General features: G+C 72.2%; 8 protein-coding genes. 7 read left to right on the top strand and 1 reads right to left on the bottom strand.

Going from position 1 to position 16,079, the window contains the following annotated elements; translation table 11 throughout:
- The first annotated feature begins 352 nt into the window (after window positions 1-352).
- On the top strand, window positions 353-3,898 hold the full coding sequence (gene smc, locus ACQPYD_RS27705; RefSeq protein ID WP_433698367.1) for a chromosome segregation protein SMC: 3,546 nt from the start codon (window positions 353-355) through the stop codon (window positions 3,896-3,898).
- A 181-nt stretch (window positions 3,899-4,079) separates the two neighbouring features.
- Here the strand turns inward: smc and ACQPYD_RS27700 are convergent, their stop codons facing one another.
- On the bottom strand, window positions 4,080-6,728 hold the full coding sequence (locus ACQPYD_RS27700; protein WP_433698366.1) for a S8 family serine peptidase: 2,649 nt from the start codon (window positions 6,726-6,728) through the stop codon (window positions 4,080-4,082).
- Window positions 6,729-7,363: 635 nt separating this feature from the next.
- Here ACQPYD_RS27700 and ACQPYD_RS27695 point away from each other — a divergent pair.
- The 6 genes from ACQPYD_RS27695 (at window position 7,364) to ffh (ending at window position 15,888) form a co-directional block, all read left to right on the top strand.
- On the top strand, window positions 7,364-8,365 hold the full coding sequence (locus ACQPYD_RS27695) for an ABC transporter substrate-binding protein (protein WP_433698365.1): 1,002 nt from the start codon (window positions 7,364-7,366) through the stop codon (window positions 8,363-8,365).
- Between the two features lies 1 nt (window position 8,366).
- Window positions 8,367-9,401 carry a FecCD family ABC transporter permease gene (locus ACQPYD_RS27690; protein WP_433698364.1) on the top strand — a complete coding sequence of 345 codons (1,035 nt, stop codon included), beginning with the start codon at window positions 8,367-8,369 and terminating at the stop codon, window positions 9,399-9,401.
- A gap of 119 nt (window positions 9,402-9,520) precedes the next feature.
- The gene (ftsY, locus tag ACQPYD_RS27685; protein WP_267946452.1) at window positions 9,521-10,696 is read left to right on the top strand and encodes a signal recognition particle-docking protein FtsY; all 1,176 of its coding nucleotides are present in this window, start codon (window positions 9,521-9,523) and stop codon (window positions 10,694-10,696) included.
- Between the two features lie 473 nt (window positions 10,697-11,169).
- On the top strand, window positions 11,170-12,498 hold the full coding sequence (locus ACQPYD_RS27680; RefSeq protein ID WP_267946451.1) for an ammonium transporter: 1,329 nt from the start codon (window positions 11,170-11,172) through the stop codon (window positions 12,496-12,498).
- Window positions 12,499-12,891: 393 nt separating this feature from the next.
- Window positions 12,892-14,094 carry a hypothetical protein gene (locus ACQPYD_RS27675; RefSeq protein ID WP_433698363.1) on the top strand — a complete coding sequence of 401 codons (1,203 nt, stop codon included), beginning with the start codon at window positions 12,892-12,894 and terminating at the stop codon, window positions 14,092-14,094.
- Between the two features lie 195 nt (window positions 14,095-14,289).
- Window positions 14,290-15,888, top strand: coding sequence for a signal recognition particle protein (gene ffh / locus ACQPYD_RS27670; protein WP_433698361.1), 1,599 nt, complete (start codon window positions 14,290-14,292; stop codon window positions 15,886-15,888).
- Window positions 15,889-16,079 lie beyond the last annotated feature (191 nt).

The raw sequence follows: 16,079 nt of genomic DNA, 5'->3' as shown, positions 1-16,079 counted from the left end.
GTACCGGCCGACAGGCCGACCGTTTCCGGGATGTTCCGTTCACCGGCGGGGGCGCCGAACGCGTCATTCAGGCGTCCCTGAGGAACCCGTCGGCCACCACGGTCCGGCGAGAGCCCGCACGCCGCAGATTTTCCTTTCCCTTGCGGCTTCCTTTACCGTTGTACCCGGCGGACCCTGTCACAACCCTCCGTGTCCGCCGGACGTCCCCCCTCCCCCGATCCCGGCCCCGACCCAGGTCAGCGGCCGATTCCATCGGAGGACGTCGGCCGGAACCACCCCCCGCGGTCACCGCTTCGTGGCACCCTTGGATGGTCGTGCCGTGAATGGCAGGTGAGCGCCGTGGGAGGTGTGCGTGTATCTGAAGAATCTGACGCTGCGCGGCTTCAAGTCGTTCGCGTCGGCCACCACCCTGCGTTTCGAGCCCGGTATCACCTGTGTGGTCGGTCCCAACGGCTCGGGCAAGTCCAACGTCGTCGACGCGCTCTCCTGGGTGATGGGGGAACAGGGGGCCAAGTCCCTGCGCGGCGGCAAGATGGAGGACGTGATCTTCGCGGGCACCTCCACCCGCCAGGCGCTGGGCCGTGCCGAGGTCAGCCTCACCATCGACAACACCGACGGCGCCCTGCCCATCGACTACACCGAGGTCACCATCAAGCGGACCATGTTCCGCAACGGCGGCTCGGAGTACGCCATCAACGGCGACACCTGCCGCCTCCTCGACATCCAGGACCTGCTCAGCGACTCCGGCATCGGCCGCGAGATGCACGTCATCGTGGGCCAGGGGCAGCTGGACACCGTCCTGCACGCCGGCCCCGAGGAGCGCCGCGCCCTCATCGAGGAGGCCGCCGGCATCCTCAAGCACCGCAAGCGCAAAGAGAAGGCGATCCGCAAGCTCAACGCGATGCAGGGCAACCTCGACCGCGTCAACGACCTCACCGCCGAGCTGCGCCGCCAGCTCAAGCCGCTGGGCCGCCAGGCCGAGCTGGCCCGCAGGGCCGCCGTCATCCAGGCCGACCTGCGCGACGCGCGCCTGCGCCTGCTGGCCGACGACATCGTCACCCTCACCGAGCAGCTCGCCAAGGAGGAGGCCGACGAGAAGGAGGTCCTCACCCGGCGTCGGGCGGCGGAGACGGCCCTCGCCCGGACACAGGAGCGCGAGACCGAGCTGGAGGCCCAGGCCACCGCGGCCGCGCCCGCCCTCGCCCAGGCCTCCGAGACCTACCACGCGCTCTCCCGCCTCACCGAGCGGCTCGACGCCGTGCGCGGGCTCGCCGACGAGCGCCACCGCAACCTGGCCGACGTCGCGGACGAGCCCGTCCACCGCCGCGACCCCGAGGAACTGGAGACGGAGGCCGAGGAGGCCGCCGCCCAGGAGGAGGAGCTGCTCACCCGGTTGGAGGAGGCCCGGGAGGCTCTGGAGGCCACCGTCACCGAGCGGTCCGCCGCCGAGGACGCGCTGCACCGCGAGGAGAAGCGGCTGGAGGCCGCCGCCCGCGCCGCCTCCGAGCGCCGCGAGGGCCTCGTCCGCCTGTCCGCCCGCGTGGAGGGCCTGCGCGGCCGGCTGTCCTCCGACGAGGACGAGACCACGAGGCTGGAGGAGTCCGCCCGGCAGGCCGCGGAGCGCGCCCGGCAGGCGCAGGCGGAGTACGAGATGGCCGCCGAGGAGTCCGCCGGGCTGGACGAGGGCGACGCCGAACTCGACTCCGCGCAGGAGCTGGCGGCCCGTCAGCTCTCCGCGGCCGACACCGACCTCAACCGGCTCCGCGACGCCGAGCGCACCGCCGAGGGCGAGCGTTCCGCCCTCTTCGCCCGCAAGGAGGCCCTCGAGCTGGGCCTGGCGCACAAGGACGGCGCGGGCCCCCTCCTCGACTCCGGCCTGCCCGGCATGCTGGGCGGGTTCGCCGCCCTCGTCCAGGTCGATCCCGGACACGAGACCGCGGTCGCGGCGGCCTTCGGCGCGGCCGCGGGGGCCGTCGCGGTGGAGTCCCCCGACACGGCCGTCGCCGCCCTCGAACTCCTCCGGGACCGCGACGCGGGCCGCGCGGGCGTCGTCGTCGCCGACGCCGTGCCCTCCGCGCCCCGCGAGTCCTGGCCCGTACTGCCCGCCGGAGTCCGGTACGCCGTCGACGCCGTCGTGGTCCCGGACCGCCTCCGGGGAGCCGTCACCGCGCTGCTCGACCGGACCGCCCTGGCCGACGACGTCCACGCGGCCCGCGCCCTCGTCGCCGCCCTGCCCGGGGTCCGGGCCGTCACCCCCGAGGGCGACCTGTTCACCGGGGCACTGGTGCAGGGCGGCTCCGCCGGGGCGCCCAGCCTCCTGGAGGTCCAGGCCGCGGTGGACGAGGCGGGGGAGAGGCTGGAGGCGGCCACCGAGGGCGCCAAGCGGATCGCCGCCGAACTCGAGGCCAAGAAGCGCGAACGGGCCGACCTGGCCGCCCGGGTCGACGAGCTCACCGCCCGCCGCCGCCAGAGCGACCGCAAGCGCAACGAGTCCGCCCAGAGGCTGGGCAAGCTCGGCGGCCAGGCGCGTTCGGCGGAGGCGGAGTCCGAGCGCTACGCGGCCGCCGCGGCCACGTCCTCCGCCGCGAGGGACGAGAACGCCGGGAAGCTGGCGCGGCTGGAGGAGGAGCTGGCCGAGGCCGAGGAGGTGGCCGCCTCCATCGAGGAGGACGCCCCCGACGCGGAGACCCGCGACGAGCTCGCCGTCCGGGCCTCGCGGTCCCGGGCCACCGAGATGGAGCGCCGCCTGGCGGTGCGCACCGCCGAGGAGCGGGCCCGGTCGATCGCCGGGCGCGCCGAGCAGCTGCGCGCCCAGGCCTTCGAGGAGCGGCGCGCCATGGAGCGCGCCGTCGAGCGCCGCCGGACCCGCGCCGCGCAGGCCACCGTCGCCCGGGCGGTGGCCGAGAGCGCGCGGCTGGCCCTGGAGCGGATCGCCGTCTCCCTCGCGGCCGCCGAGAACGAGCGGGCCGTCGCCGAGGCCGGGAAGGAGGCGCGGGACGGCGAGCTGAGGACCGTGCGCGCACGGGTCCGCGAGCTGTCCGTCGACCTGGAGAAGCTGACCAGCTCGGCGCACAGCGGCGAGGTGGCCCGCGCCGAACGGCGCCTGCGCCTGGAGCAGCTGGAGACCAGGGCGATGGAGGAGCTGGGCGTCGACGTGCCCACGCTCGTCGCCGAGTACGGTCCGCGCGTGCCGGTGCCGCCGCCCGCCGACGCGGGCGAGGAGGCCGTGCCGCTGCCGTACGTGCGCGAGGTGCAGGCCAAGCGGGCCAAGGCCGCCGAGCGCCAGCTCAACCAGCTGGGCAAGATCAACCCGCTGGCCCTGGAGGAGTTCGCCGCCCTGGAGGAGCGGCACGCGTTCCTCAACGCGCAGCTGGAGGACCTCAAGAAGACCCGGCGCGACCTGATGGACATCGTCCAGGAGGTGGACGCCCGCGTGCAGGAGGTGTTCGCGTCCGCCTACCTGGACGTGGAGCGCGAGTTCGCGGCGATCTTCGGCCGCCTGTTCCCGGGGGGCGAGGGGCGCCTGCTCCTCACCTCGCCCGAGGACATGCTGACCACCGGCATCGAGGTCGAGGCCCGGCCGCCCGGCAAGAAGGTCAAGCGGCTGTCCCTGCTGTCCGGCGGGGAGCGGTCCCTGACCGCGGTGGCGTTCCTCGCGGCGATCTTCAAGGCGCGCCCGTCGCCGTTCTACGTGATGGACGAGGTCGAGGCGGCCCTGGACGACACCAACCTCCAGCGGCTGCTGGTGATCTTCGAGGAGCTGCGCGCCTCGTCGCAGCTGATCGTCATCACCCACCAGAAGCGCACCATGGAGGCGGCCGACGCGCTGTACGGCGTCACGATGCAGGGCGACGGCATCTCGCAGGTCATCAGCCAGAAGCTCGTGCGCCCGGCCTGAGGCCGGTCCCGGCCGCGCCCCTCTCCGCCTGGCCGCGGCGTCCCGCGGTCAGGGGCCGGGCGGGGCGGCGGTCCTCGCCCCGCGTTCGTGTCCCGGCCCGGTCCGCGCCGGCGGGCCGGGGACCGGACACGGCGGAGGCCGCCCTCCCCGGAGGGAGGACGGCCCCGTGGCGCGTGCGGGACTACCCGCGGTCGATGGTGATGACCGGGGAGGTCCAGGTCTCCCAGTGGTCCGGGTTGTCGGGGTCGCCGAGCGCCTTGAGCGCGCGGGCCTCCAGCCGGTAGGAGCCGTCCCTCACGTCGGTGATCCGGCCGTGCCTGTCCACGACCGTGCCGTCCCACGGGTAGCTGAAGAACGACGTCCTCGTCGCGCTGCGGTGCACGTAGTCCACCGACACCCCCACGTTGCGGTCGGGGTGGACGGGGCGGCCGGTGCGCTCGTCGACGACCACCATGTCGAGCCTGGTGACGTGATGGTCGAAGTGCGCGATCACGTACGGCACGTCGGGAAGGCCGTCGACCCACTCCATCGTGTAGGAGGCGCCGTCCGGCTGGTTCTCGAACGTGCCGCCGCTGTCGCTCGCGCAGTCCAGGCCGGAGAAGGCCTCGCACTCCGTGATCCTGGTCAGCCACGGCAGGTCCGCGACCACGCCCGACCCGTCGCTGATCGGGGTCATGGCCTCGATCTGCTGGTAGTCGCCGTTGTAGGCGGCGTACGGCACCCGGTAGGTCTCCCCGCCGGTCTCGGACACGGTGACGTACCCGCCGTAGATCATCTGCTCGAAGTCCTGGGCGGGCGGGGTGACGGTGACCCGCACCTCGGCCGAACCCCCGGCGGGGACGGTCACCGAGTCGCTGTCGAAGGCCACCTCGGCGGAGCCGTCGTTGTAGCCGGGCGCGAAGGTGTCGCCGTGGGTGCCCAGGGCGGCCTCGTGGGAGAGCTCGTACGTGGCCTCCCCGTCACCGTCGTTGGTGATGGTGACCGTCTCGGTCACGGCCTCCCCGGTGGCGCCGAGGGACAGCTTGCCGGGGGTCACGGTGGTGGTGGCGAGCACGGAGCCGGGGACGTCCAGCATGCCCGCGCCCTGGCGGTGCACGTTGTCGGGGTGGCCCAGGCCGGGGTTGCCCCACCACGCCTTCGGATCGGCGCTGTTCTGGAGGATGGTGCGCACCTCGTGCGAGTCCAGGTCGGGGCGCGCCTGCAGCAGCAGCGCGACGCCGCCCGCCACGTGCGGCGACGACATGGAGGTGCCGCTGATGGTGGCGTAGCCGCCCTGGTCCATCGGGTACGTGGAGTTGATCAGGCCGCCGGGGGCGCCGATGTCCGGCTTGAGGGACAGGTCGGCGGCCAGGCCGAAGGAGCTGAAGGAGCTGATCAGCCCGCCGGTCGGGTTGGGGATGGTGATGTCCTCGCCCGTCCAGGTGAGGGTGACGGGCCCGTCGCCCTCCAGGAGCTCCAGCAGGTGGGCGCCGGCCTCGTCGGAGACACCGATCGAGAAGGCGCCCCGATCGACGATGCCGCCGCCGGCGAACATGCCGGGCACGTTGTTGTACATGACGACGCCGGTGGCGCCGGCGTCGAGGGCCGCGTCGTACTTCTCGGCGAAGGTGCACTCGCCGCGCACCATCAGGGCCGTCCGGCCCTCCAGGTCCGCGACCTCGTCGCCCAGGGAGGCGCAGCCCCGTCCGACGTGGACGAGCTCGTCGGTGCTGCCGGAGGCGGGCGGCGGCTCGGCCGCGCCCATCTCCATGTAGGCCAGGGCCTCGCCGCTCGGGTCGGCGGTCACGGACGCGGCCTGGATGTGCGTGTTGTCGAAGGAGGCGACGCCGATCACGTCCTCGCCGAGGCCGGGGGCGCCCGCCGAGTACAGGCCGGTGGCGCCCTCGTTGCCGATGGAGGCGACGACGACCATGCCCTCGTCGACGAGGTTGTCGGAGGCGACGGCGGTCGGGTACTGGGGCCAGGAGTGCGAGGAGCCGATGCTCATGTTGAGCACGTCCATGTCGTCCGCGAGGGCCTGCTCCATGGCGGCGATCATGATGTCGGAGGTGGTGGACCCCGTGCAGCCGAACACCTTGTAGGCCCCGAACTCGACGGCGGGCGCCACACCGGTGACCCGGCCCTCGGCGCCGACGATCCCGGCGACGTGCGTGCCGTGCCCGTTGCAGTCCTGGGGGTCCTCGTCGGGGACGGGGGCGGACGCGGGGTCGCCGGCGTTGAAGTCGTCGCCCACGAAGTCGTGCCCGACGACCACGCGGTCGTTGGGGAACCCGCCCCCGCCCAGGTCGGGGTGGGTGTAGTCGACGCCGGTGTCCATGATGGCCACCCGGAGCCCCTCGCCCGTCAGCCCGAGTTCGTTCTGGGCGATGTCGGATCCCGTCATGGGGAGCGCGGTGTCCAGGTCGGGGACGTTCTCGCCGGTCTCGGGGATCCGGTAGGTGAGGACGGGGTGGATGGCGCTCACGCCGGGGATCTCCCGCGCGGTGCCGACCTGGGTGTCGTCCATGCGGACGGAGAGGCCGTTCCACAGCTCGCTGAACGAGTGCCGTTCGGTGTACTCCAGGCCGTGCTCCTCGGCCTCGGCCCGGAAGTCCTCGTGCTCGCCGTCCACCGTCGCCGGGGAGGTGCCCTCGGTGGTGGGCGGGCTCTCGAGCTCGATGAACCACAGGCCGTTGGCCTGGTGGGTCAGTTCACCGTTCTCGGAGGAGGGCGCGGGATGGAGGGGGGCGAGTTCGGAGACCTCGTCGGCGTTCGCCGGTGTGGAGGCGGCGAGGCCCGCCACGAGTGTCAGCCCGGCGAGCGCCGCCAGGCGTGATCGGTGGGGTACCACCTTGTCAACACATCCCTTCTCGGTGCACGCCGCTGGACACCGGGGGAGCGGAATACCCCGCTAATGACATATGTGGTGCTCAGGGGGATACGCCGCTTCATGTCCTTGTTCGTTTGATCGGCGCGCATAGCAACGAGATCATTGCCGTGTGCCATGAAAGTGTCAATGTTCGCGAAGACTCAATATGGCCACATGGTGGATCCAAGTTGCACCAGGGGTTGATGTTTCACGAGTGGTTCATAAACGGACATACATTTACTTTTTCCGTGTGCGGGGATAAAAGGAATTCTGGTACGGAGTTCCGTTGGCCTGTGCCGGCCCCCGGCGGTGCGGGGCAGACACGGGGAAGACGCAGGCCGGGGCGGCCACCGGCCCGCCAGCGAGGAGCCGGGGGGACCCGAGTAGGCTGGGGTCGTCGGGCCGCCTCAGGGCGGCCCGTCCGGTGTCGAACGAGCGAAGTCCGGTACAGCGGTCCTGCGGGGCCGTCCAATCCGGCGCTGTCCCGCAACTGTGGAGCCCCGCCCCGGCGGGGACGAGCCAGGTCGCCTCCCGGCATCGACTCACCCGTCCTCGTGGGAAGGACAGGCCAGTCTCCGCCAGGACCGTGCTCCTTCCCCCACCCCGCAAGGAGCACCGTGCGGATCGCACGCCCATTCCCCGCCGTCCTCCTCGGAGCCGCCCTCGCCCTGACCGCCTGCGGCGGCGGGGCGGAGAACGGTGAGCCCGAGGCCGAGCCGACGACCGACGCCGCGCCCGCCGCCTGCGGCGCCCCCGAGGCCGATCCCGACCGTCCCGCCGTGGGCGACGGCGCCTTCCCCGTCACCCTCACCGGCGCCACGGGCGACGTCACCCTCGAGGAGGAGCCCCAGCGGATCGTCTCCCTGTCGCCCAGCCACACCGAGATGCTCTTCGCCATCGGCGCGGGCGACCAGGTCGAGGCCGCCGACGAGTACTCCGACTACCCGGAGGAGGCCCCCACCACGGCGCTGAGCGGCTTCGAGCCCAGCGTCGAGGCCGTCACCGAGTACGACCCGGACCTGGTCGTCCTCGCCCGCAGCGCCGAGGACACCGCCTCCCAGCTGGAGACCGTGGGCATCCCCACCCTCGTCATCGACGCCGCCCAGGACCTGGAGGACACCTACGCGCAGATCCGCCTGCTCGGGGACGCCACCGGCCGCACCGCCGAGGCCGACGCCGAGGCGGACCGGGTCGAGAGCGAGTTCAACGCGGTCGTCGAGGGCGTGTGCGACACGGCCGACGGCGCCGGGCTGACCTTCTACCAGGAGCTCGACGAGACGTCCTTCTCCGCCACCTCCGAGACCTTCGTCGGGCAGATCTACCGGTCCTTCGGTCTGGTCAACATCGCCGACGCGGCCGACGACGGCTCCGCGGGCGGGTACCCGCAGCTGTCACAGGAGTACATCGTCGAGGAGAACCCCGACATGGTCTTCCTGTCCTACGGCGACGAGTCCACGGTCGAGGACGTCGCCGGGCGCCCGGCCTTCGACACCGTCACCGCCGTGCGGAACGACGCCGTCTACCTGCTCGACGCCGACATCGCCTCCCGCTGGGGACCTCGCGTCGTCGACTTCGCCGAGCTGGTCGGCGAGGCCGTGACCGAGAACGCGGGGAACTAGCGTGAAGGGCGGTGTCGGCGTCCCCGCCGGCTGGGCGGCCGCGGGAGCGGTCGCGCTGGTCGCGGCCGGCCTCTTCGGCATCTCCGCCGGAGCGGCCTCCCTGTCGGCGGCCGACATCGTCCGGCACCTCCTCAGCCTCCTGCCGTTCGGGGTGGAGTCGCCCCTGACCGAGCGGCAGGCGGCCCTGCTCGTGGAGCTGCGCCTTCCCCGCGTGGTGATGGGCGCGATCGTCGGCGCCCTCCTGGCCACGGCGGGCGGCGCCTACCAGGGCGTGTTCCGCAACCCCCTCGCCGACCCCTTCCTCCTCGGCGCCGCCGCCGGGGCCGGGCTCGGGGCGACCCTGGTCATGGTGTTCGGCCAGGAGCTCGGCGGCTCGCCGCGCGCCCTGGTCCCCGTCGCCGCCTTCGTCGGGGCCCTTCTCGGCGTGGCGGCCGCCTACCTGCTCGGGTCCACCGCGGGGGGCGGTGGCACGGCCTCCCTCGTCCTCGCGGGCGTGGCCGTGTCGTCCTTCCTCTCCGCGGCCCAGACCCTGGTCCAGCAGATGGGCGTCGACCAGCTCCAGCGCATCTACGCCTGGCTGCTCGGCGGGCTGGGCCGCGACGGGTGGAACGACGTCCGGCTGATCGCCCCCTACGCGGTGGTCGGCCTGGCGGTCCTCCTGCTGTGCGGCTACCTGCTCGACATGCTCGCCCTCGGCGACGACAAGGCGGTCAGCCTGGGCCTGAACCCGGCGGCGGTGCGCATCGTGGTGATCGGCGCGGCGTCGCTGGCCACGGCCGCCGCGGTGTCGGTGAGCGGGCTGATCGGCTTCGTCGGGATCGTCGTCCCGCACGTGGTGCGCCGGCTGGTGGGGTCCAACTACCGGGCGATCCTGCCGGTGACCGTGCTGTTCGGCGGGGCCTTCCTCGTCCTGGTGGACATCGTGGCCAGGACCCTGGTGTCCCCCGCCGAACTCCCCATCGGCGTGGTGACCGCTTTTCTCGGCGCGCCCTTCTTCGTCCTCATCCTGCGCACCACGCGCCACCGCAGTACCTGAGGCGCGACGGCGCGGGCACTCGCGGCCACCGGCCGCGGACCCCGCGCACCGTTCGTTCCCGGCACGCCACCCGGCCGTGACGCGAACGCGTCGAACACTCTGGGAGACTGGTGCACGCTATGGACATCACCTTGATCGCCGCCATCGTCATCGCCGTCGTGCTCCTGGCCGTCGGCGGGTTCTTCCTGGTCAGGACCCAACGCCCGGTCAAGCCGGGCAAGGAGGAACCCGGACCCGAGACCACGGGGGCCGCCGGGGCGACCGCCGTGGAGGAGGACCGTGACAGGGACTCCGGAACCGTCCGCACGCCACCCTCGCAGGCCCCGCCGGAGGCCCCGGCCGCCGAGCCCGCCGCGCCGGAGCTGGAGACCCCGCCGCCCTCCGCGGGGCGCATGGTGCGCCTGCGCGCGCGGCTGGCCCGGTCGCAGAGCTCCTTCGGGCAGGGGCTGCTCAACCTCCTCTCCTCCGACACCCTGGACGACGACGCCTGGGAGGAGATCGAGGACACCCTCATCACCGCCGACATCGGCGTGGCCTCCGCCTCCCAGATCGTGGAGAGCCTGCGCACCCGCGTCAAGGTGCTCGGCAGCCGCGGCCACGACGAGGTGCGGGCGCTGCTGCGCGAGGAGCTCCTCGCGCACATCCGCACGGACGCCGACCGCACCGTGCGCACCGAACCCCACAACGGCCGCCCCGCCGTGATCATGGTGGTCGGGGTCAACGGCACCGGGAAGACCACGACCACCGGCAAGCTGGCCCGGGTCCTGGTCGGCGACGGGCGCAGCGTCGTGCTCGGCGCCGCCGACACCTTCCGCGCCGCCGCCACCGAGCAGCTCCAGACGTGGGGCAGCCGCGTGGGGGCCCCGGTCGTGCGCAAGGAGGAGGGCGCGGACCCGGCGAGCGTGGCCTTCGACGCCGTCTCGCGCGGCATCGAGGAGGGCGCCGACACGGTCATCATCGACACCGCCGGGCGCCTGCACACCAAGACCGGCCTGATGGACGAGCTGGGCAAGGTCAAGCGGGTCGTGGAGAAGAAGTCGCAGGTCGACGAGGTGCTCCTGGTCCTCGACGCGACGACCGGGCAGAACGGCCTGCGCCAGGCCCGGGTGTTCGGCGAGGTCGTGAACGTCACGGGCATCGCGCTGACCAAGCTGGACGGCACCGCCAAGGGCGGCATCATCGTGCAGGTCCAGCGCGAGCTGGGCGTGCCGGTCAAGCTGGTCGGGCTCGGGGAGGGGCCGGACGACCTGGCGCCCTTCGACCCCGAGGTCTTCGTGGACGCCATCCTGGGCTGAGGCGGCTCCCCCGTCGCCGGGGCGGATCCGCGAGCGTGGCCGGGCACCCGACCGGGTGCCCGGCCACAGCCGTGTCCGCACGGCGCGAACCCGGCCGTACCCGGACACCGGCGCCGCGGCGGCCCGTTTCACGCGATCGACACGCCGGTGAAACACCGAACGCCGCCTACTTGACGGCGCCGTCCCCACGGGCGTGAGATCTGACCGAGAGTGACCATTTGGTTCCACTCGGCTGATGTGACGGGGGTCGCTCTGTGCCGGTGCACGTGCGTTCGGGCGTGCTGGGGGGTCGGTTCATGGCGCGTTAACACTTCTGGCTGTCCTTTTACCCCTGCGCAACACGTCGGGTCCCGGGGAGAAACACCCCGGTCGGACAGTTGCCTGCGTGGTGATCGGCATCTGGCCCGATGATGCGCTCGCTGACCGCCGCCCTCACAGACACAATCCCCCGCCCGTCCTACGGAGGCGACGTAATGATTGACACCGGCAACACGGCGTGGCTGCTCATCAGCGCAGCGCTCGTGATGCTCATGACCCCGGGCCTGGCCTTCTTCTACGGAGGCATGTCGCGGGCCAAGAGCGTCCTGAACATGATGCTGATGAGCTTCGCGAGCATCGCGATCGTCAGCGTCCTCTGGGTCGTGGTGGGCCACTCGCTCACCTACTCCGACGGCGGTCCGCTCAACGCGTTCATCGGTGGCTTCGACTACGTCGGGCTCAGCAACCTGATCGGCGAGATCGAGCCCGCGGCCGACGGCGAGGGCGGCTACCCGCTGCTCGTCGACGCCGGCTTCCAGATGATGTTCGCGGTGATCACCGTGGCCCTCATCAGCGGCGCGATCGCGGACCGCGCCAAGTTCGGCGCCTGGATGCTGTTCGCCCCGGTCTGGGCCCTGCTCGTCTACTTCCCCGTCGCCCACTGGGTCTGGGGCGACGGCTGGATCGGCGGCCTGACCATCGGCGGCTACGAGGTCATCGACTTCGCCGGCGGCACCGCGGTCCACATCAACGCCGGCGCGGCGGCGCTGGCCCTGACCTTCGTCCTCGGCCGCCGCAAGGGCTTCGGCTCCGAGTCGATGCGCCCCCACAACCTCCCGTTCGTGCTGCTCGGCGCGGCGCTCCTGTGGTTCGGCTGGTTCGGCTTCAACGCCGGCTCCGCCTACGCCGCCAACGAGACCGCAGCCCTGGCCCTGGTCAACACCCAGGTCGCCACCGCCGCCGCCACCGGGGCCTGGATGCTCGTCGAGCGCCTGCGCTACGGCAAGGTCAGCGCCCTGGGCTTCGCCTCCGGCGCCATCGCCGGCCTGGTGGCCATCACCCCGGCAGCCGCGAACGTCACCCCCCTCGGCGCGATCGCCGTCGGCGCGCTGTCCGGCGCCGTGTGCGCCTACGCCATCAGCTGGAAGTTCAAGTTCAAGTACGACGACGCGCTCGACGTCGTGGGCATCCACATGGTCGGCGGCATCATCGGGTCGGTGGTCCTCGGACTCGTGGCCGCGGGTGTGGTCGGCGGCTCGGACGGCCTGCTCTACGGCGGTGGCATCGGCCTCCTGGCCGTCCAGGTCGTCGCGGTCGTCGGCGTCATGATCTACTCCTTCGTCGTCACCTGGGTCATCGCCAAGGTCATCGACCTCGTCGTCGGGTTCCGCATCACCGAGGAGGTCGAGACGAACGGCCTGGACCACGAGCTGCACGCCGAGTCGGCCTATGCCTTCGAGGAGCTCGACGAGATCGAGGCAGAAGCTGTCTCCCCGCCGACGCCTCCGGGCGGGGAGGCGGCCTCACCGCAGGTCAAGGCCTAGTCCTCAGCGTGGAGGCCGGAGGTCCTGCACCGTTGACGCGGTGAGGTGCCAGGGACCGGCGGGGAGAGATCCCCGTCGGTCCCGTTTCTGTTTCCTATAGTGCTTCGTGGCATATATGGGCATTCATAGGCCGGTATTGGCCGTGGCCTGCGTGTTGGTTCGGTACCCTCTGAGCGGTGCGGCTGTCATGCCGCGGGACGGGTGCGCCCGGCCGGGGACGCCGGCCGAATCACAGGTGCGTATCGGCGCCCTTCGGGCGGCGCCGGGGTGAAACCAGGCGCCGCGCATCCGCGTCCCACGCCAATGACGGGTCTCGGGCCGGTCGTCCCGCCGCCCACCCGGAAACTCACGCTGATTCGTACAGTGCCCCACAGGTCGGGGTCAGGAGGCAAGATGGCGCCGGTTAGTCACTTCAGGGGTCGCAGGGCCAGGCGCTCCGCGCTTGCCGCGACGAGCGCGATCGCCGTTCTCGGCTTGACGGCGTGCTCCATCGACCTGAGCAGCCTGCGCCCCGGCGGGGGCGAGGAGGAGCCCAGTCCCGAACCCGCCGAGCCGGTGGCCGCGGCGCCCCTCCTGGAGAGCGCGCTGGCGGACCTGGCCGCCTACCCGGCGCTCACCGCCACCGGGCAGGTCGCGGAGACCGTCGGCTCCTCCGAGGTCCGCGACGCCTCGCTCACCGTCGCCGACACCGGCGCGACGAGCGGGACCATCCGGGCCAACAGCGTCGAGGCGGACGTGCTCGCCGCCGACGGCAAGCTCTTCATCCGCGCGGTCGAGGACTTCTGGCTCGACCAGGGCGTCTTCGGTCCGGACTTCGACGACTTCAACGAGAACTGGGTGCGCTCCTCGGCGGCCCAGGCGGGGCTCAACCCCAGCACCACCCTGGCCCCGCCGGAGCTCTCCGCGACCCTGGCCGCGATCGAGCTGGACTCGGAGGAGGCCGTCGAGGAGAACCTGGACGGCACGCTCACCTACCGGATCGACCTCGCCGGCGAGCGCAACCAGGTCTGGATCAACGCGGAGACCGAGCAGGTCCAGCGCATCGCCATCGAGGAGCTCGTCCCCGAGGGCGCCGAGACCGGCCCCCAGGTCCGGCTGGACCTGGCCGAGGCCGACACCGCCGCCGTCGAGGAGCTCTACGACGGCGTCATCACCACGGCCGAGGACGACCTGACCGGGTCCCGGGACGCCCGGATCGAGGTGGGCTGGGACGGCAACCCCGAGATGAACTGCGAGGACGGGCCCAACTGCACCTGGTCGGGAACGGTGCGGGACGCGGGCGGCGACGGCAGCGGCGAGGTGACCGTCCGCATGGACGTGACCTTCACCAACGCCGACATCGGCGAGCAGACCTGTGACGACGGCGGCACCCTGGAGGCGGGCGCGACCCTGGACCTCTCGTGCAGCGCCGACTACAACATCGTCAGCTCCACCCAGCAGACCTACACCATCGACGGTGAGGCCCAGCTCTCCACCCGCGGCCTGACCGGCGGCCAGCAGGAGGAGATGCTGGCGGCCCTCGCCGAGCAGCGCGAGGCCACCCTGGCCGGCGGCGCCCCCTCCGAGGAGGAGTCCGCGGAGGACGGGGGCAACTAGCGCCCGGCGCCCCCGCCGGTCCGCGGACCGGCGGGGGCGCCGGCACGGTGGCGGCGACAGGCGACGACAGGGAGGGCGGGGCGTACGGGCCCCGCCCTCACCCCGTTCCCGGCCCCGCGGCCTCGGACTACTGTCCGGCGGCGGTGGGCGGGTAGGCTGGGAAACCACTTACGAGACGAAGGACTGGCCAAACTCGTGTTCGAGACGCTTTCCGACCGGCTGACATCGGTCTTCTCCTCGCTGCGCGGCAAGGGGCGGCTGTCCGAGGAGGACATCAACGCGACCGCGCGGGAGATCCGTCTCGCGCTGCTCGAGGCGGACGTCGCGCTGCCGGTGGTCCGCGAGTTCATCTCGCGGATCAAGGAGCGCGCCCGCGGCGAGGAGGTCTCCAAGGCCCTCAACCCGGCGCAGCAGGTCATCAAGATCGTCAACGAGGAGCTCGTCGAGATCCTCGGCGGCGAGACCCGGCAGGTGCGGTTCGCCAAGAACCCGCCCACCGTGATCATGCTCGCCGGCCTCCAGGGCGCCGGTAAGACCACCCTGGCGGGCAAGCTCGCCAAGTGGCTGTCGGCGGACCGCAACACGCCGCTGCTGGTCGCCGCCGACCTCCAGCGCCCCAACGCCGTCACCCAGCTCCAGGTGGTCGGTGAGCGCGTCGGGACCCCGGTGTTCGCTCCCGAGCCCGGCAACGGCGTGGGCGACCCGGTCGAGGTCGCCCGGGCCTCCGTCGAGCACGCGCGCCGCAACAACCACAACGTCGTCATCATCGACACCGCGGGCCGCCTCGGCGTGGACACCGAGATGATGCAGCAGGCCGCCGACATCCGCGACGCCGTCAGCCCCGACGAGATCCTCTTCGTCGTCGACGCGATGATCGGCCAGGACGCGGTCAACACCGCCCAGGCCTTCCTCGACGGCGTCGGCTACGACGCGGTCGCGCTCACCAAGCTCGACGGTGACGCCCGCGGCGGTGCGGCCCTGTCCATCCGGCACATCACGGGCCGTCCGATCATGTTCGCGTCCACCGGCGAGAAGCTGGAGGACTTCGACCTCTTCCACCCGGACCGGATGGCGTCGCGCATCCTGGACATGGGTGACGTCCTCACGCTCATCGAACAGGCGCAGCGCACGTTCGACGAGGCCGAGGTCGAGAAGATGGCCTCGACCATGGCCTCGGACGACGACTTCACGCTGGACGACTTCCTCCAGCAGATGTCGATGGTCCGCAAGCTCGGCCCGATCGGGAACCTGCTCGGCATGATGCCCGGCATGGGGCAGATGCGCGACCAGATCGACAACATCGACGACAAGGACCTGGACCGCATCCAGGCGATCATCCAGTCGATGACGCCGGGCGAGCGGGCCAACCCCAAGTCGATCAACGGCTCGCGCCGGCTGCGCATCGCCAACGGCTCGGGTACGCAGGTCAGCGACGTCAACGGCCTGGTCACCCGCTTCTTCGAGGCGCAGAAGATGATGCGCAAGATGAAGAACGGCGGGATGCCGGGCATGCCCGGGATGCCCGGGGTCGGCGGCGGCAACCGCAAGAAGGCCAAGGCCCAGGCCAAGAAGGCCAAGAAGGGCAAGCAGCGCAGCGGCAACCCGATGAAGGCCCGCCAGCAGGAGGCCGAGCGCGCGGCCGAGCGCCAGAAGCGCCAGGAGGAGGGCGGCCAGCAGATGCCGCAGCTGCCCCCGGGCCTCGGCGGAGGCGGCGGCGGGCAGCCCACGCTCCCGCCCGGTTTCGGCGGACCCAACATGCCGGACCTGTCCAACTTCAAGCTGCCCAAGCAGTAGCGGAGACCACAGGCGGCCCGTCCCCGGCGAGGGGGCGGGCCGTTCGCGTCGGCGGGGCCACGCGGGCGCCTGTGTCCTGTCCGAGGAACACGCTCGCGTCTGGCACAATGAGTAGTCGACTAACGGTGGACGGGTCAGCCCTCTAACTAACCCGCCACCCACGTCTTGCCTTGGCGGGTACTGCAACCCCA

This window comes from Nocardiopsis sp. CA-288880, assembly GCF_050955985.1.
In the GTDB taxonomy this organism is placed as follows: Bacteria; Actinomycetota; Actinomycetes; order Streptosporangiales; family Streptosporangiaceae; genus Nocardiopsis; species Nocardiopsis tropica.
The sequence above is the reverse complement of the archived record's forward strand: the minus strand, read 5'-3'. Positions and strand labels throughout refer to the sequence as shown.